The organism is Microbacterium sp. AISO3 (genome assembly GCF_002204305.1).
GTDB lineage: Bacteria > Actinomycetota > Actinomycetes > Actinomycetales > Microbacteriaceae > Microbacterium > Microbacterium arborescens.
In genome coordinates, this window is record NZ_NHRF01000002.1 from 227,230 (window position 1) to 243,383 (window position 16,154).

Annotated in this window: 15 protein-coding genes; 8 read left to right on the top strand and 7 right to left on the bottom strand. The window is 68.8% G+C overall.

The features are described from left to right. The first annotated feature begins 47 nt into the window (after nt 1-47). The 3 genes from tatC to lnt are packed head-to-tail and all read left to right on the top strand — an operon-like array spanning nt 48 to nt 4,868. Nucleotides 48-827 (top strand): twin-arginine translocase subunit TatC, encoded by a 780-nt coding sequence (gene tatC / locus CBF90_RS03930; protein WP_052007547.1) that lies wholly within the window; start codon nt 48-50, stop codon nt 825-827. Next, the gene (locus CBF90_RS03935; protein ID WP_088379965.1) at nt 824-3,298 is read left to right on the top strand and encodes an RNA helicase; all 2,475 of its coding nucleotides are present in this window, start codon (nt 824-826) and stop codon (nt 3,296-3,298) included. The genes tatC and CBF90_RS03935 overlap by 4 nt, the downstream gene beginning before the upstream one ends. Nucleotides 3,299-3,308: 10 nt before the next feature. Continuing rightward, nucleotides 3,309-4,868, top strand: a complete 1,560-nt coding sequence (gene lnt / locus CBF90_RS03940; protein WP_242435579.1) for an apolipoprotein N-acyltransferase — start codon at nt 3,309-3,311, stop codon at nt 4,866-4,868. Nucleotides 4,869-4,918: 50 nt separating this feature from the next. Here the strand turns inward: lnt and CBF90_RS03945 are convergent, their stop codons facing one another. The 4 genes from CBF90_RS03945 to CBF90_RS03960 all read right to left on the bottom strand — a co-directional run bounded on the left by CBF90_RS03945 (nt 4,919) and on the right by CBF90_RS03960 (nt 7,584). Next, nucleotides 4,919-5,281, bottom strand: a complete 363-nt coding sequence (locus CBF90_RS03945; RefSeq protein WP_023950683.1) for an RNA polymerase-binding protein RbpA — start codon at nt 5,279-5,281, stop codon at nt 4,919-4,921. A 110-nt stretch (nt 5,282-5,391) separates the two neighbouring features. Continuing rightward, nucleotides 5,392-6,162, bottom strand: coding sequence for a glycerophosphodiester phosphodiesterase family protein (locus tag CBF90_RS03950; RefSeq protein ID WP_023950681.1), 771 nt, complete (start codon nt 6,160-6,162; stop codon nt 5,392-5,394). Beyond that, nucleotides 6,159-7,106 carry an SPFH domain-containing protein gene (locus CBF90_RS03955; RefSeq protein ID WP_023950679.1) on the bottom strand — a complete coding sequence of 316 codons (948 nt, stop codon included), beginning with the start codon at nt 7,104-7,106 and terminating at the stop codon, nt 6,159-6,161. The genes CBF90_RS03950 and CBF90_RS03955 overlap by 4 nt, the downstream gene beginning before the upstream one ends. Then, nucleotides 7,099-7,584 (bottom strand): NfeD family protein, encoded by a 486-nt coding sequence (locus tag CBF90_RS03960; protein WP_023950676.1) that lies wholly within the window; start codon nt 7,582-7,584, stop codon nt 7,099-7,101. Before CBF90_RS03960 ends, CBF90_RS03955 begins: the two co-directional genes overlap by 8 nt. A 124-nt stretch (nt 7,585-7,708) precedes the next feature. On the opposite strand from CBF90_RS03960, the gene CBF90_RS03965 reads away from it, so the two are divergent. After that, on the top strand, nt 7,709-8,473 hold the full coding sequence (locus CBF90_RS03965; protein ID WP_036304576.1) for an SDR family oxidoreductase: 765 nt from the start codon (nt 7,709-7,711) through the stop codon (nt 8,471-8,473). A gap of 2 nt (nt 8,474-8,475) precedes the next feature. Continuing rightward, complete coding sequence (locus CBF90_RS03970) at nt 8,476-10,458, top strand: S9 family peptidase (protein ID WP_088379966.1); 1,983 nt, start codon at nt 8,476-8,478, stop codon at nt 10,456-10,458. Between the two features lie 13 nt (nt 10,459-10,471). Here CBF90_RS03970 and CBF90_RS03975 read toward each other — a convergent pair whose 3' ends face one another. Both CBF90_RS03975 and CBF90_RS03980 read right to left on the bottom strand, forming a co-directional pair. Then, complete coding sequence (locus CBF90_RS03975) at nt 10,472-11,023, bottom strand: HdeD family acid-resistance protein (protein WP_088379967.1); 552 nt, start codon at nt 11,021-11,023, stop codon at nt 10,472-10,474. Between the two features lie 119 nt (nt 11,024-11,142). After that, the gene (locus CBF90_RS03980) at nt 11,143-12,060 is read right to left on the bottom strand and encodes an AEC family transporter (protein ID WP_023950668.1); all 918 of its coding nucleotides are present in this window, start codon (nt 12,058-12,060) and stop codon (nt 11,143-11,145) included. Nucleotides 12,061-12,149: 89 nt separating this feature from the next. On the opposite strand from CBF90_RS03980, the gene CBF90_RS03985 reads away from it, so the two are divergent. From CBF90_RS03985 to CBF90_RS03995, 3 genes are all read left to right on the top strand, one after another. Then, on the top strand, nt 12,150-13,001 hold the full coding sequence (locus CBF90_RS03985; protein ID WP_088379968.1) for a phosphatase PAP2 family protein: 852 nt from the start codon (nt 12,150-12,152) through the stop codon (nt 12,999-13,001). Nucleotides 13,002-13,277: 276 nt separating this feature from the next. Beyond that, a complete protein-coding gene (locus CBF90_RS03990; protein WP_242435580.1) occupies nt 13,278-13,583 on the top strand; it encodes a hypothetical protein in 306 nt (101 codons plus the stop codon). A gap of 91 nt (nt 13,584-13,674) precedes the next feature. Next, complete coding sequence (locus CBF90_RS03995) at nt 13,675-14,139, top strand: hypothetical protein (RefSeq protein WP_023950656.1); 465 nt, start codon at nt 13,675-13,677, stop codon at nt 14,137-14,139. A gap of 14 nt (nt 14,140-14,153) precedes the next feature. On the opposite strand, the gene CBF90_RS04000 is transcribed toward CBF90_RS03995, so the two are convergent. Continuing rightward, a complete protein-coding gene (locus CBF90_RS04000; protein WP_084670278.1) occupies nt 14,154-16,055 on the bottom strand; it encodes an alpha-amylase family protein in 1,902 nt (633 codons plus the stop codon). Between the last annotated feature and the right edge of the window lie 99 nt (nt 16,056-16,154).

The window sequence follows — 16,154 nt, forward strand, 5'->3', positions numbered from 1 at the left end:
AGCGCACGCGCTCAGGGGCGGAAGGCGCGCCCCGGCGCGACAAGCGCATGTCCCTCGGACAGCACCTCATCGAGCTTCGACGACGCCTCATCATCTCGGCGCTCGCGCTCGTGGCGTCGATGGTGGTGTCGTTCTTCCTCACCGACTGGATCATCTGGGCGATGACCGAGCCGATCCGCGTCGTCGCTGAGCAGCGCGGCGACACCGAAGCCGTCAAGCTGATGTACTCGACGATCACCGGCCCGTTCGACATGCGGCTGCGGATCTCGTTCTCCGTCGGCATCATCCTCTCCGCGCCGATCTGGCTCTGGCAGATCTGGGCCTTCCTCATGCCGGGGCTCACGCGCAAAGAAGTCCGGTACACGGTCGGCTTCGTCTCCGCCGCTGTTCCGCTCTTCTTCGCGGGCGTCTACACCGGATGGCTCGTGATGCCCCACATCGTCGAGATCATGGCAACGTTCTCGCCGGAGGCCTCCGCCAACTTCTACGAGGGCAAGTACTACTACGACTTCGTCTTCAAGCTGCTGCTCGTCGTCGGTGTCGCGTTCATCATCCCCGTGTTCCTCGTGGCCCTGAACTTCGCGGGGATCATGAGCGGCAAGGCGATCCTCAAGGGGTGGCGCGTCGCCATCCTCATCGCCGTCGTATTCTCGGGCCTCGCAACACCGGCCGCCGACATCGTGAGCATGCTGATGCTGGCCTCGATCCTGACCGTCCTCTACTTCGCCGCCGCGGCCCTCTCGCTCCTGCTCGACCTGCGACGGTCGCGCCGCGCGCCCGAGCTGACCGTTCCCGGTCCGCCTCCGACGACCGATCCGCTCGCGTGAGCGACTCCAGTCCCGCCGAGCGCTTCCTGGCGGCGCAGTCTGCGCGGGCGCATCCGCTGACCACCGCCTTCGCGGGCATGCAGCGCTTCGACCTCGACCCCTTCCAGGTCGCCGGATGCCACGCCCTCGAGGACGGCAGGAGCGTGCTCGTCGCCGCCCCGACGGGCGCCGGCAAGACGATCGTGGGCGAGTTCGCCATGCACCTCGCGATGCTCGAGCCCGGCACCAAGGCGTTCTACACGACCCCTATGAAGGCTCTGTCGAACCAGAAGTTCCGCGAGCTGGTGGACGTCTACGGTGAGGACGAGGTCGGCCTCCTCACCGGCGACACCAACATCAACGGCAGCGCTCGCATCGTGGTCATGACCACGGAGGTGCTCCGGAACATGCTCTACGCCGACTCGCCGGCCCTGCGCGGCCTCCGTTACGTCGTCATGGACGAGGTCCACTATCTCGCCGATCGCTTCCGCGGGGCCGTGTGGGAGGAGGTCATCATCCACCTCCACCCGTCGGTACGGATGGTGGCGCTCTCGGCGACCGTCTCCAACGCCGAGGAGTTCGGCGATTGGCTCGACACCGTTCGAGGCGACACCGCGGTCGTGGTCTCCGAGATCCGGCCCGTTCCTCTCGAACAGCACGTCCTGGTGCGCGGCGACCTCCTTCCGCTCTTCGATGATCGCGCCGGCGTCGCGACGGCGCAGGTCAACCGGGAGCTGACGCGGCTGCGTTCGCCCCAGGGCCAGCGTTACGAGAACAACCGCCGCGCGCACTCTCACCGCAGCGGAGGAGGCCGCGAAGCGCATCGCAAGCACCGCGGGGGCACCGCGCCGGCTCGCCCGTCGGCGCTGCAGCGCCTCGAGCGCATCGATCGTCCCGCTGTCGTCGAGCTTCTCGGCCGGTCGAACCTGCTTCCGGCGATCTTCTTCATCTTCAGCCGCGCCGGTTGCGACGGTGCCGTGCAGCAGGTGCGCCGGTCGGGCCTGCGACTCACGACGGCCGAGGAACGCGACGAGATCCGGGCGATCGTCGACCGGCGCACCCGCGCGCTCGCTCAGGAGGATCTCGCCGTCCTGGGCTTCTGGGAATGGCGCGACAACCTCGAGCGCGGCGTAGCGGCCCACCACGCCGGTCTGCTTCCGGCGTTCAAGGAGGTCGTCGAGGAGCTCTTCCAGCGCAAGCTGGTGAAGGCCGTCTTCGCGACGGAGACGCTGGCACTGGGCATCAACATGCCTGCCCGCACCGTCGTCCTCGAGAAGCTCGAGAAGTTCAACGGGGAAGCGCGCGTGGCGATCACCTCGGGCGAGTACACCCAGCTGACCGGACGCGCCGGCCGGCGGGGCATCGACGTCGAGGGGCACGCGGTCATCCAGTGGAGCGATGGGCTCGACCCGCAGGCGGTCGCCGCGCTGGCATCGCGTCGCACATATCCGCTGAATTCGAGCTTCCGCCCCACCTACAACATGGCCGTCAATCTCATCGATCGCTTCGGTCGCGACCGGGCGCGGGAGATCCTCGAGTCGTCGTTTGCCCAGTTCCAGGCCGACCGATCGGTCGTCGGGCTTGCGCGCCAGGTCAAGGAGAAGGAACAGACGCTCGACGGCTACGCCCGCTCCATGACGTGCGATCGGGGGGACTTCGCGGAGTACTCCGGCATCCGTCGGGAGCTCAGCGACCTCGAAAAGCTCAACCGCAACGACCGCACCGCGCCGGCCCGCATCCGACAGCGTCGTCAGGACGAGCTGGCGGGCCTGCGTAAGCGAATGCAGCGGCATCCCTGCCACGACTGCCCGGATCGGGAGCACCACGCCCGGTGGGCGGAACGCTACTGGCGGCTGCGCCGTGACGTGCAGAAGCTGCGGCAGCAGATCGACACCCGGACCGGAACGGTCGCGCGCGTTTTCGACCGGGTGGTCGACGTCCTGACGGCGCTCGATTACGTCACCGTCGGGGCCGATGGCACCACCGTCCTGACGTCGGCGGGTTCGACGATGCGTCGGATCTACGGTGAACGCGACCTCCTGGTGGCCGAGGCGCTCCGCCGCGGTCTGTGGCGCGACCTCGATCCGGCCGGTCTGGCGGCCCTCGCGTGCAGTCTCGTGTACGAGCCGCGCCGCGAGGGCGACGGTCCCGGCGAGTACGGGCTTCCGCGAGGCGCCTTCCGAACAGCACTGGCCGAAACGCAGGAGCTGTGGGCCGTCCTCGACGACCTCGAACAGGACCACCGCCTGCCCGGCACCGAACCGGTGGCGACGGGCCTCGCGAAAGCCATGCATTCGTGGGCACGCGGCGTGATGCTCGACCGCGTCCTGCTCGAGGCCGACATGGCCGCGGGCGACTTCGTGCGCTGGGCGAAGCAGACGATCGATCTCCTGGATCAGCTCTCCCTCGTCGCCGACCCCGACGTGGCACGGACGGCGCGTGCGGCGCTGGATGCCGTCCGCCGCGGCATCGTGGCCTACTCCGCCGTTTAGGCTCGAACACGTGCCCGACTCGTCTCCGGCCGCCGCGCGGCCTCTGATACCGCTGTGGCTGGCACTGATCGGCGCCATCGTCGGCGGTGCGGTCCTGGACGCCGCGTTCCCCGACATCGGGTGGTGGCCGCTGGCGTTCGTCGGTGTCGCGTTCGCCCTCGTCGGTCTGATCGGGCGCTCGTCGTGGGGTGCACTCGCGGTCGGAGCCGTCTTCGGGGCGTCCTTCTACTTCATCCACATCTCGTGGATCACCCGTTATCTCGGACCCATCCCGTGGTTCGGACTCGCCGGCATCGAGACGCTCTTCTTCGCGGTCGGCTCGATCCCCATCGCCCTGGCGTACCGCTGGGTCCCGCGTCTGCTGCCCGGCATGGCAGGGCGACTGGTCGCCCTCCCCGCCCTCGTGGCGGGGCTGTGGACGGCTCGCGAGCTCTTCATGGGGTCGTGGCCCTACACCGGCTTCCCCTGGGGCCGGATCGGGATGAGCCAGTCCGAGAGCCCGCTCGCCCACATCGCGTCCTGGACGGGGGTGGCAGGCCTGACGTTCCTCATGGTCTTCGTCACGTCCGCCGGCATCGAGTGGCTCCGGCTCGGCAGGCTGCGCGACATCCGGACGGCAGTCCCCGCCGCCGTCGTCGCGGTCGTTCTCGTCGCCGTGCCCGCCTTCCCGACCACGGATGCCGGGACCTACCGCATCGGTTCGGTCCAGGGCGACGGTCCGGCCGGATACTTCGACTCCCGCGAGGCGTACGGCGTTCTGCGGTCGCAGCTGGAGGCCACGCAGCCCATCATCGACGAACCCATGGATCTGCTCGTCTGGCCCGAGGGCGGGATCGACGCGGACCCGCTGTCGAACGCGTCCGTCGCCGACACGCTCGATCGGCTGTCAGAGCGCATCGGGGCGCCGTTGCTGGTCAACGCCGCGACGGAGCGCGGCGACGACATCTACAACACCTCCATGCTCTGGCGGGCCGGCGCCGATAATCCCGTCGCGATCCACGACAAATCACGGCCCGTACCCATGGGGGAGTACGTCCCCGACCGGTGGTTCTTCGAGCTGATCGTCCCCGACCTCATCGGTCTCATCCAGCGCGAGTACACGCCGGGCACGAATCCTCCGTTCATGGATGTCTCGGGAGTCGGGGTAGGACTCGCGATCTGCTTCGACGTGCTCTACGACGACGTCATCTGGACGGGCGCGCGTGACGGGGCCCAGGTCTACGTCTTCCAAACGAACAACGCCGATTTCCGGGACACCGATGAGAACCTCCAGCAGCTCGCCTTCGCACGCATGCGCGCGATCGAGACCGGCCGGGCGGTCGTGAACATCTCCACGGTCGGCACGAGCCAGGTCATCGCGCCCGATGGCACGGAGATCGACGGCCTACCGGCGGCGGAAGCCGGTGCGATGATCACCGACGTGCCCCTGCGCACGGGCTTGACGCCCGCCGTGATCATCGGCGGAGCGGTGCAGGTCGTGCTCGGGTGGGGGAGCATCCTGGCGCTCGTCGTCTGCGGCGTCGCCGTCGCGATCGCGAGGCGGCGCTCGACCAGCGCGTCCCGGACATGAGAATGCCGTCGGCCCCGAGGGGACGACGGCATTCGCTCAGAGCTGGAGGCTCAGGCGCTCAGACGGGAGCCGCGGCGCTCGCGGAGCATGGCCAGACGCTCCTCGAGCAGCTCCTCGAGCTCGGGGATCGTGCGGCGTTCGAGCAGCATGTCCCAGTGCGTGCGGGCGGCCTTGTCGCCCGAGTGATCGACCTCGACGACGCCCTCGCCCACGCGCAGGAGAGCCTCGGCGCCGCACGCGCGGCACTCCCAGGTCTCGGGCGCTTCCGCGTCAGCGGCGAACGTCATGACGGTCTCGTGCTCACAGCGCGAACACACATACGTGTGGTTGACCCGGTCGTGAAAGACGACGCCCTCTTCGCTCTGTAGGCTCGAGGCGCCGAGTCGGATGCCGCGCAAGCTGCGGTCTGCCATTGTGTGGTCCTCTCGTCGGCTATCAGTTGTAACGTGCGCAGCTGTGTGCATCATCCGAACAACGGTTCGTCATCGGGGTTTCACAGCCGATGTTCAGCGTGTCGGGGTATTCAGCGCTCTCCCGCCGCGACGGTCATGGCGCGGTCGGCTCGGTCCGTGACGATGCCGTCGACGCCGGCCGCCAGCAGGCGTCTCATGCCGTCCGCATCGTTGACCGTCCAGACGTGCATCTCGACACCCGCACGGTGGACCGCGCGGATCATTCGGGGGGAGACGATGCGGACAAGACCCCGGCGCTCGGGAACCTGTACCGCGTCGATGCCGCGCAGCGCACGACTCATCAACCATGGCACACCTGACGCGACGGCGGCGACGAGCGCCGCGATCCGGATCGTTCCCGCAGATGTCGCCGGTCGTCCGCCGGCGGCGCGAGCGGCTCGGAGCGCACGTTCGCGCGTTCGATCCGAGAAGCTCGTGAGGAGAACCCGATCCGCGTACGGAGCCACCAGCTGGCCGACCCTCTCCGCCGCCGCGTCGGCCTTCACATCGAGGTTGAACAGCAGCGAGGGGAAGGCGTCGAGCGCCTGAGCGAGCGTCACCAGCCCCCCGCGGTCGGCCATGAGCGCCTCCAGCTCTCGGTCGCCGACATCAGCGATGGGACGGGGGTCGCCCGTCACTCGCGAGAGGTCGGCGTCGTGGAAGAGGATCACCGTGCCGTCGGCGCTCAGGTGGCAGTCCGACTCGACGTAGCGCACGCCGAGGGCGTGGGCGGCCGCGAACGCGGCGAAGGTGTTCTCGACGATGCCTTCGGAGTCGGGCGGCACGAACCCGCGGTGCGCCAGGATCCTCGGGCGCTCCGATGCGAAGTAGGGGTGCGTCACGGTGCGGGCGGCGCCGACCGCTCCGCCGACGGGGTCGGGTGGTCGTCGCGGCGACCCGCGAACCCGGCGCTCATGCTCTTGAGCGCCTCGGTGAACTCACTCGGAATGATCCACAGCTTGCTCGACGCGCTGTCGCTGATCTTCGGCAGCGTCTGCAGGTACTGATACGCCAGGAGCTTCTCGTCGGGATTGCCCTCGTGGATCGCCTGGAACACCGACTGGATCGCCGCGGACTCGCCCTCGGCGCGCAGGATCTGGGCCTGCTTGTCGCCCTCCGCTTTGAGGATCTCCGCCTGACGACGGCCCTCCGCCTCGAGGATCTGCGACTGCTTGGACCCTTCGGCCGTGAGGATCGCGGCACGACGGTCGCGCTCGGCGCGCATCTGCTTCTCCATCGAGTCCTGGATCGAGGTGGGCGGATCGATCGCCTTGAGCTCCACGCGCGATACTCGGATGCCCCACTTTCCCGTCGCCTCGTCGAGCACGATGCGCAGCTGCCCGTTGATGTTGTCGCGACTGGTGAGGGCTTCCTCGAGGTTCAGACCGCCGACGACGTTGCGCAGCGTCGTGGTCGTCAGCTGCTCGACGGCGCCCAGGTAGTTGTTGATCTCGTAGGTGGCGGCACGGGCGTCGGTCACCTGGAAGTACACGACGGTGTCGATCGAGACGACGAGGTTGTCTTCGGTGATGACCGGCTGCGGCGGGAACGACACGACCTGCTCACGCATGTCGACGAGAGGCAGGACCCGGTCGATGAACGGCACCAGCAGGTTCAGCCCGGGCGAGAGGGTGCGCTGGTAGCGGCCGAGCCGTTCGACGACGCCCGCATAGGCCTGCGGGATGATCCGGATCGAGCGGAAAAGCACGACGATCACGAAGATCGCCAGGACGACGAGTAGGACGATCACGAAGATCTGCCCCACGAAAGCGCCGACGTCAACCACGGGTGTTCTCCTTCGGGTCGGGGGAGGGGATGCCGACCTCGACGGTCGCGCCGCGCACGGCGCGGACGACGAGGCGGGCGCCGACGGACACGTCTGCGCTGTCGTCGACGAGTCGAGCAGTCCACGTCTCGCCGTTGTCGAGCTTGACCGCGCCCGCCCCGTCGACGAACGGGACCAGGACGCGAGCGCCGAGGCCCGCGAGAGCGTCCACGTTGGTCGGTATGTGCTGACTGCTGCGATGCAGGGCGCGAAGGAGCAGCGGACGGATGGTGAACAGCAGCAGTGCCGACACGGCGGCCGCCGCGGCGACCTGCAGCCACCACGGAGCGGACAGGAGGTTCGTGCCCAGACCGCCGACGAGCGTGCCGCCGGCGAGCATCAGGAACGTGAACTCGAGAGTGAGCAGTTCGACGATGACGAAGATCAGGGCCAGCACGAGCCACGCTATCCACAGGTATTGCGTGAGATCGGGCAACATCGGCGCTCCTTCGTCCCTCATCCCGAACCTATCAGTCGGGGGTGCGATCCGGACCGGTTGATAGGCTCGTGCGGTGCCGGCGGCCCGCCGTGCCGAGAGCCTTTCTTCCCCGCAGGAGCGTCACATGACTCAGCCCCTTCCCGCCGGAACCCTCACCGGTCGCACGGCACTGGTGACCGGATCGTCGCGTGGCATCGGCGCCGACACAGCGCGGTACCTCGCGCAGGCGGGGGCGAACGTCGTCATCAACTTCCGCAACAAGGCGCCCCGCGCCGAGAAGCTCGCGGCCGAGCTCCGCGACCTCGGCGTCGAGGTGCTCGTCGTCGGAGCCGATCTCACCGATCGCGCCTCGGTCGACGAGATGTTCGCCGCTGTGCGCGACACGTTCGGCCACCTCGATCTGCTCGTGCTGAACGCATCCGGCGGCATGGAGGGAGGCATGGCCGAGGACTACGCCCTCACCCTCAACCGCGACGCGCAGCTCGGCACCCTCGACGCGGCGCTGCCGTTGCTCGAGGATGGGTCGCGCGTGGTGTTCGTCACGAGTCACCAGGCTCACTTCATCCGCACGACCCCGACGATGCCCGAGTACGAGGCCGTCGCCCTGTCGAAGCGGGCCGGCGAGGACGCTCTGCGCGAGCGCATCGGCGAGCTCTCGGAGCGCGGCATCGGATTCGTCGTCGTGTCGGGAGACATGATCGAGGGCACGATCACCGCGACCCTGCTCGAGCGCGCGAATCCGGGGGCGATCGCCACGCGGCGCGAGTCGGCCGGCAAGCTGTACAACGTGTCGGAATTCGCCGCCGAGATCGCCCTCGCCGCCGTCGAGCCGATCCCCTCCGACAACACCCGTCTCGTCGGGGACATCTCGTCCTTCGGCGGCGAGTGACCATGCGCCCCACGGACATCGAGGCTCTCATCGCCGTGGGGCGTCCGACGGTCGCCCCCGACGGCTCGTTCGCCGTGTTCGCGACGTCACGGCCCGATATCTCGGCGAACCGGAACGTGGGACAGCTCTGGCGTATCGAGCTGCCCTCGGGCGAGGCTCACCGGCTCACCCGCGGCGTGGCCGACTCCTCGCCGCGCCTCTCGCCGGACGGCCGCCGTGTCGCGTTCATCCGCGGCGACGCCGGCGGTAAGCCGCAGATCCACGTGATCGCGGCATCCGGCTCGGAGCCCGTCCAGGTCACCGACGCGCCCCTCGGTGTCGGGGCGTTCGCGTGGTCACCCGCGGGCGATCTCCTCGCCTTCACCGCGCGAATTCCCGAGCAGGGCCGCTACGGCTCGGTGGAAGGACTCGCCGCCGAAGCAGAATCTCCTCGGCGGATCACGGGCGTCCGGTGGCATGCGAACGGCATCGGCTACATCGCGGACCGCCCCGCTCAGGTCTTCGTCGTCGCCGCACCGGACCTCGGTTCCGAGCCCGCGTACGCTCCCGCCCCCGAGCCGCAGGGAGGCTCGTCCGCGCCTGCACCGCGCGTGCCGGCGGAGGCGCGCCAGCTGACCTCGGGCGAGCTCTCCCATGACGGTGTCGTCTTCACCGCCGACGGCTCGGAGATCCTCACCACCACGGATGAGATCGAGCGCGAACGTCGCGACCTCCGCTCGCCCCTGATCGCGATCAGCGTCGATGGAACGGGGGAGCGCGTGGTGCTGCCCGCGACCCTCTCGATCGCCGACGTCGCCGTCGCCCCCGACGGCAGCATCGCCCTCCTCGCCTCCGACGCGGGCGCCGATGGCACGGACTTCGTCGCGCCGGGCGTCGCGCTGTGGATCCTCGAGGGCGATGGCCCTCGGAGACTGACCGATCCCGAGACGATCGACCTCGGGGAAGTGGGCTCGCACATCACGGCAGTGGGCGACGACTTCCTGGTGCAGAACCGCACCCGCGGAGAGGTGCACCTGCTCCGCGTCTCGCGCGACGGCGCCGCCGTGCGCCTGCGCCGGGGCATGGAAGTGACCGGCCACGGCGCTGACGCTGCAGGCCGGCGAATCGTCTGCGCCGTCGCGACCAATCGGTCGGCCGGCGAGCTCCTTCTCCTCGACGCCGACGGCGTGGACGCGCGGTTGCTGACCTCCTTCGGGGATGCCGCGAGCCGAGCGGGGTTCGTCGTTCCGCGCGAGCTCGAGGTGACGGCACCCGACGGCTATCGCGTGCACGGATGGGTGGCGACACCCGAGGGCGATGGCCCGTTCCCCGTGCTTCTGCAGATCCACGGCGGCCCGTATGCCTCGTACGGCATCCATCTCTTCGACGAGACGCAGGTGCTGGTCGATGCCGGCTACGCCGTCGTGTACTGCAATCCGCGGGGCAGCGCCGGATACGGTCGCGCTCACGGGCGCAGCATCCGCGGGCGCATGGGCACCGACGACCTCGTCGACGTCCTCGCGTTCCTCGACGGAGCAGTCGCCTCTGACGCACGGCTCGATGGTGGACGGGTCGGAATCATGGGCGGGTCGTACGGCGGCTATCTGACCGCCTGGACGATCGCGCACGACCACCGGTTCGCCGCGGCGATCGTCGAGCGCGGTTTCCTCGACCCGGAGACCTTCCAGGGAACGAGCGACATCGGCTCGTTCTTCGGCGACGAGTACGTCGGCACCGATCCTGCCGCGATCCGGGCGCAAAGCCCGATGGCCATGGTCGGCCGCGTGGACACCCCCACGCTCGTCATCCATTCCGAGCTGGACTTCCGATGCCCGCTCGAACAGGCGACGCGGTACTACACCGCCCTGCGTCGGCAGGGCACGGAGGCCGAGCTGCTGGTGTTCCCCGGCGAGGACCACGAGCTCACCCGCTCGGGACGGCCCCGACACCGCGTGGAACGGTTCGAGGCCATCCTCGACTGGTGGGGGCGCCACCTCCCGGTGTGACGCACCCCACCTGTCAGGGGCGCAGCGCGAGCCCTCGGATGATGTTGACGATTCCGAGGGCGACAGCCGAGATGCCGAGCAGCCACCAGAGCACGATGACGCCCCACAGGGGCGTGAACAGCAGCAGGACGCCGGCGATGATCGAGAGGATCGCGAACGCGATCGTCCAGCCTCGCGACGACGACTCACCGACGACGGACAACGACACCGCGCCCTCGATGATCCACATGATGCCCACCAGGACGCCGAGGAACGCAGCGAACGACACCGTGAACGCGGCGAGGTTAGCAAACGCCACGACGCCGACGACCACGAAGAAGATGCCGAGCACGATGTGTCCGACGCGCGCCCAACCGTCCTTCGTCCGCGAGAAGACGCCGAGCGCGGCGTAGACGACACCCGCGACGATCGCGTACGCCGCGATGATGCCCGTCAGCACCTGGGCCGTCCGCCCGGGCCAGATGAGGATCAGCAGGCCGAGAACCAGGGTGAGGACGCCGGTCAGGATCAACGATGTCCGCAGCGATCGGATGAATCGTCCGGCGATGTTCTCCGCAGTTGTCATGGCAGGGCCTCCTTCACGGAAGTCGGACGCTCCCGTCTCGCCTCACGCTACTGGACATGACGAAGCGGCATCAGAGCGCGCGGTGCAGCGCCGGGGGAGTGGCGCGGGGTGAGAGGCACTCAGCCGAGGAGCAGGGTCGCGGCGAGGAGTACGGGGACGCAGCCGAGCGTGGTGAGGAACACGGTGTCGCGCGAGATCGTCTCGCCGATGTCGTAGCGCTGGGCGAAGTTGAAGACGTTCTGCGCGGTCGGGAGGGCCGCGAGGACCGTGACCGCCAACGTGTCGGCGGGGGAGAGGCCGAACGCGAGCGCGGCGACCGCCCAGGCGACGAGGGGCATCGCGATGAGCTTGAGCCCCGATGCCAGGAGGATGTCGCGGCGACGGCCGGATGCCGACAGCACGCGCTGTCCGTGGAGCGACATCCCGTACGCGATCAGGAGCACCGGCACACAGGCGTCCGCGATCAGCTGCAGCGGGTCGAGCACGATCGGCGGCAACCGCAGTCCCGAGACGGACACGATCACTCCCGCCACCGAGGCGATGACGATCGGGTTGCCGACGGTCCGTTTCAAAATCGGCAACGGTTTGCGTTGTCCGGTCGTGACGGCCTCGAGGATCGCCATCGTGATCGGGGTGAAGACGATCAGCTGCATCAGGATGACGGGCGCCGGCAACGCGGCCGACCCCAACAGATACAGCGACAGCGGGATGCCGATGTTGTTGGAGTTCACCTGCCCGGCCGAGAGCATGCCGATGAGCGTCTCGCCGACAGAGCGGCGCCACACGAGCCGCGCGATCAACGCGTAGACGACGAACATCGAGACGGCGGCGATCGCTGAGACGGGCAGCAACGCGGAAAACAGGGTCGACACGTCGGCTTGCGAGAGCACGACGAACATGAGGAACGGCGACAGCACGAAGAAGATCAGGCGCGCGAGCACGGGACGGCCGTGAGGTCCGAGCAGATCGATGCGGCCGATGACGTAACCGACGACGATCGCGACCCCGACGACGACGAACCCGGTCACGACCTGCACCCTTCGAGCCTAGGGGAGTGCGGGTAGGCGTTGACCCCGCTCACAGGCTCCGGTTCGTACGGTTGTTCAGACGTGGAAGAGGTGACGACATGAGACGCAGCGTGCGCTACATCCCGCTGGCCGCCGTCCAGCTGGCGGCTATCGCCGTGACGATCGCGGTGTGCGTGTTCACGACCTCCGGACAGCACGCCGATCAGGCGGCGATGGTCGCCACGACATCGTCGAGCAACCCGATCCTGCTGGCGGCGCAGCACGTGAGCGCCAACTACATCCTCATCGTGGCGGCCGTGACGATGGTGGTCAGCATCACAACGGCGCTCGTCACCCGCCGGTTCGCGGAGGCGGGCGCAGCGTCGGTCGTCTTCGTCGGCGCGAGCATCGTGACGCAGGTGCTCAAGCACGACATCATCGCGCGCCCCGATCTCGCCAGCGGCTGGGGCACTTACCACAACTCCCTGCCGTCGGGTCATGCGACCATCGCGATCGCGGCAGCCTGCGCCGCGCTGTTCGCCGCCCCGACGCGGATGAAGTTCGTCCTCGCGCCTGTGCTCGTCGTGTGGGCCACCGTCGCCGGCATGGGCGTCATCGCCGCCGGCTGGCACCGACCGAGCGACGTCGTCACGGCGAGTCTCGTCGTGGGCTTCTGGTGCACGATCGCTGCGCTCCTGGTCAGCGCAGCCCGTCATCGCCGGGAACGCGGCTCGGCCGTGCTCACGACAGCGCAGCGCCGACTGCGCGGACTCACACCCGTCCTGATCCTGCTGGCGGCGATCACCGCCGTCGCGCTGTGCGCGTCGTACGCATCGGGGTCGGAGCGCACGCTCGCGTCGGCTCTTCTCACGGTGTCGACGATCACGGCAACCGTTCTCGGCGCTCTCGCAGTCAGCGGCGGACTGCCGTCAAGCCGGCCGCGCGGTCGCGCGCTCGTCCCACGGGTGTGAGCTGGTGCCAAACAGCGCGCTCCGTTCGCCGCATCCGATAATGCACATTATGTCAGTTCCGCGTTGCGGTCAGCCCCTGGAGCCGCATCTGTCCTCGTCTGATGTCTTCGCACGGACGCACGCCGGCATGCTGTTGCTATTTCTCGGAATCGCGTTCGTCGCCCGCCGCAGACGCCCATAACTGCGTATCGGGGTCGGACCGCCGGTAGGTGACCGGCGCGCCTGCCGATACCGTGGTGCGATGATGACACCGACACACCCCCGCGCGGAACGAGCGTGACCGGCGACGCCGCATCGAAGGGACGACGCGTCACGCTGAATCTCCGCCGGCCGATGCTGCACCTGATTCCCGGCGTCCGACCGACGGTCGTGATCGACGGCCGCGGACAGCCCGCGCAATGGGGCGTCGGCACCTGGCTCGTGCCCGACGACGAGGCCGTGGAGATCACCGTCTTCCTCTTCAATCGCTTGTGGCGGTTCGGCGAGGCTCGAGTGGTGCTGCATCCCGCGGACACCGGCCTCTCCTATCGCTCCCCCCTGGTTCCCCTCGGCCCGGGTCGCACTCTGGTCACCTCCGGGTGAGCCTCGTCGCGCCGACCTGCATTCGTACCGTCCAGCTGGTACAGTAATCGGTCATCCTCGCTCGAACGGAGCGCGACGAAGGGAGACGGCCATGCACATCGCCGGCTTGGATGCCGACATCATCGACGCACTGACGCAGGTCTCGACGCCGGATCACCGGCCCGATGCACTCACGATCGGGGTGTCGCTCCCCGACTCCCCCGACGAGCTCCCGGCGTGCATCGCCGACGTCGACGCACTCCTGGAACGCGAGCTGAGCCGCGTGTCACCGCGCATCCTCGTCGCCGTCGTCCACGCCGCGAGTCGACTGAACGAAGGCCGCGCCTTCGCGAGCGAGCTGATCGACCACGCGAGCGTTCACTCGAGCAATTCGCTGGGCCGCGACCTGACCGCTGTCGGCATCGTCCTGGACGACGACCAGGACCGCGCGCTCGTGGCGCGCCGTATCGCCGAGCACCTCAGCGGCCGCAGCAACCTCGGCGACGGCACGGTCGTCACCGCCCGGGACCTTCGACGCGTCACTCTGCGCGAGCTGATACTCGAGGACGTCCTCTGACGGTGTAGCCCGCCTCACAGCCGGCGGACGCGCAACCACACGAACGCGTGCGCCGGCAGCACGAGGCCGCTCCCGAGCCCCACCGCGGAGTCCCGGATGAGGTCCCACGCCGACTCATCCAGCCCGCTCACGGTCTCGGAGGGGATCGCCGCCGGCTCGTCAGCGACATTGGCGAGCACGAGCACCGCTCCCCCGTGCTCATCCGTCGCCGGACGTATGAACCCCACGACCGCGGCGTGGGGGGTGTGGAAGGGGATGAGCTCGTTCCCGGCGAACTCCGTCGTGGCTCGGCGCACGTCGATCAGGTGCCGGAGCCTCGTGAAGACCCGTCCGGCAACCGTGGACTCGTCCCGCCGCTCCTCGTACCGCTCGGAGGGTCGCTCGGGCCGGTGCGCCCACCGGCTGTCTCCTCGCCGCGCCGGGTCGTCCTGGAACGTGTCGTCATTGAGCTGCGCCACCTCGTCGCCGAGGTACAGCAGCGGGATGCCGCCGGTGGACATCGCGAGCGCATGCGCGAGCACCACCCGGTCCTCACCGCCGTCGTCGCCCGCCGCGATCCCCGCCAGCGAGGCCGTTGTGCCTGCGATCCGGGCATCGCCGGTGCGCGGGTTCTCCTGGAACGGGAAGCCCCGGGAGAACGAGCCGGCGAAGCGGCCGATGTAGAAGTCGTTGAGGAAGCGCCGATGCGGCCCGCCGTCGATCCCGAAGCGCGCGGCATCCTCGTCCGCGAACGTCCAACCGATGTCGTCGTGGCTTCGGACGTAGTTGACCCACGCGGTCCCGGGAGGAAGCTCGTGGCGCTCGTCGAGCGCGAGCTGAAGTAGCCGGGCGTCACGGGTCGCCAGCGCCTCCCAGGTCAGCGCCATCTGCAGCGGGTTGTAGGAGAGCTGGCACTCGTCGGGCGAGATGTAGTCCTGCACCTCGTCGGGGTGGACGATCGCCTCGGACTTGAACAGCACCGCCGGCGCCGCGATGCGCAGCACCGCGTTGAACGCCTGCAGGAGCAGGTGAGCCTCGGGCAGGGACTCGCACGTCGTCCCGAGACGCTTCCAGATGAAGGCGACCGCATCCATCCGGAGGATCTCGACACCCTGGTTCGCGAGGAACAGCATCTCCCTCGCCATCGCCGTGAATACGTCGGGGTTCGCGTAGTTGAGATCCCATTGGAACCGGTAGAAGGTGGCCCAGATCCACCGGCCATCGGGAAGCGGCACGAACGAGCCCGGATGGTCGTCCGGAAAGATCTCGCGCGTGGTCCGCTCGTACGCATCAGGAAGCTCGCGGTCGGGGAAGATCAGATAGAAGTTCTCGTACACCGGGTCGCCGGCGAGGGCGCGCGTCGCCCACTCGTGCTCGTTCGAGGTGTGATTGAAGATGAAGTCGAGCACGAGGGAGATCCCCGCGTCGCGGAGATCAGCGGCCAACGCGCGGAGGTCGGCCATCGTCCCCAGAGCCGGGTCGACGGTGCGATAGTCCGAGACCGCGTATCCGCCGTCGTTGTCACCTTCTGGGCTGGCGAACAGCGGCATGAGGTGCAGATAGGTGAGACCGAGCTCCCGGAAGTACGGGATCATCTTGCGCACGCCGTCGAGGTCACCGGCGAACCGGTCCACGTAGCAGACACCGCCGAGCATCCGCTCCGATTCGAACCAGGTCGGCCGCGCCGCGCGGTCGCGGTCGAGTCGCCGCAGTTCGGCGGGCCGATCGGCACGTGCATCGAGCACGGCGTCGATGAGCGTCAGGAGCGACTCGAGTGAGGTCGCGCGATCGCCGTAGAGCGCGCGGAACAGCCCGTGCAATCTCGGGAACTCCGCGCGAAGCCGCGCGACCGTCTCGCCGTCGGCCGGCTGCTCACGCCGTGCGACGTGCTCGACGAGGATCGCGGCGTCGGTCTCGAGAGCCGACAGCGCGGTCATCGCGGGACCACCGGAGCACTCATGCTCCGCATCATGGCAGAACGACCGGGGCACCGGACACCGCGGGCCGTGCGGGTAGACGCAGACGCCGGAGTAGCG

What these genes read in the sequence shown, in the direction of transcription:
- CBF90_RS03965 (WP_036304576.1), top strand. Translation starts at nt 7,709, where the DNA reads ATGACTCAGCCCCTTCCCGCCGGAACCCTCACCGGTCGCACGGCACTG.
- CBF90_RS03970 (WP_088379966.1), top strand. Translation starts at nt 8,476, where the DNA reads ATGCGCCCCACGGACATCGAGGCTCTCATCGCCGTGGGGCGTCCGACG.
- tatC (WP_052007547.1), top strand. Translation starts at nt 48, where the DNA reads ATGTCCCTCGGACAGCACCTCATCGAGCTTCGACGACGCCTCATCATC.
- CBF90_RS04000 (WP_084670278.1), bottom strand. Translation starts at nt 16,055, where the DNA reads ATGACCGCGCTGTCGGCTCTCGAGACCGACGCCGCGATCCTCGTCGAG.
- CBF90_RS03985 (WP_088379968.1), top strand. Translation starts at nt 12,150, where the DNA reads ATGAGACGCAGCGTGCGCTACATCCCGCTGGCCGCCGTCCAGCTGGCG.
- CBF90_RS03960 (WP_023950676.1), bottom strand. Translation starts at nt 7,584, where the DNA reads ATGTTGCCCGATCTCACGCAATACCTGTGGATAGCGTGGCTCGTGCTG.
- CBF90_RS03995 (WP_023950656.1), top strand. Translation starts at nt 13,675, where the DNA reads ATGCACATCGCCGGCTTGGATGCCGACATCATCGACGCACTGACGCAG.
- CBF90_RS03975 (WP_088379967.1), bottom strand. Translation starts at nt 11,023, where the DNA reads ATGACAACTGCGGAGAACATCGCCGGACGATTCATCCGATCGCTGCGG.
- CBF90_RS03945 (WP_023950683.1), bottom strand. Translation starts at nt 5,281, where the DNA reads ATGGCAGACCGCAGCTTGCGCGGCATCCGACTCGGCGCCTCGAGCCTA.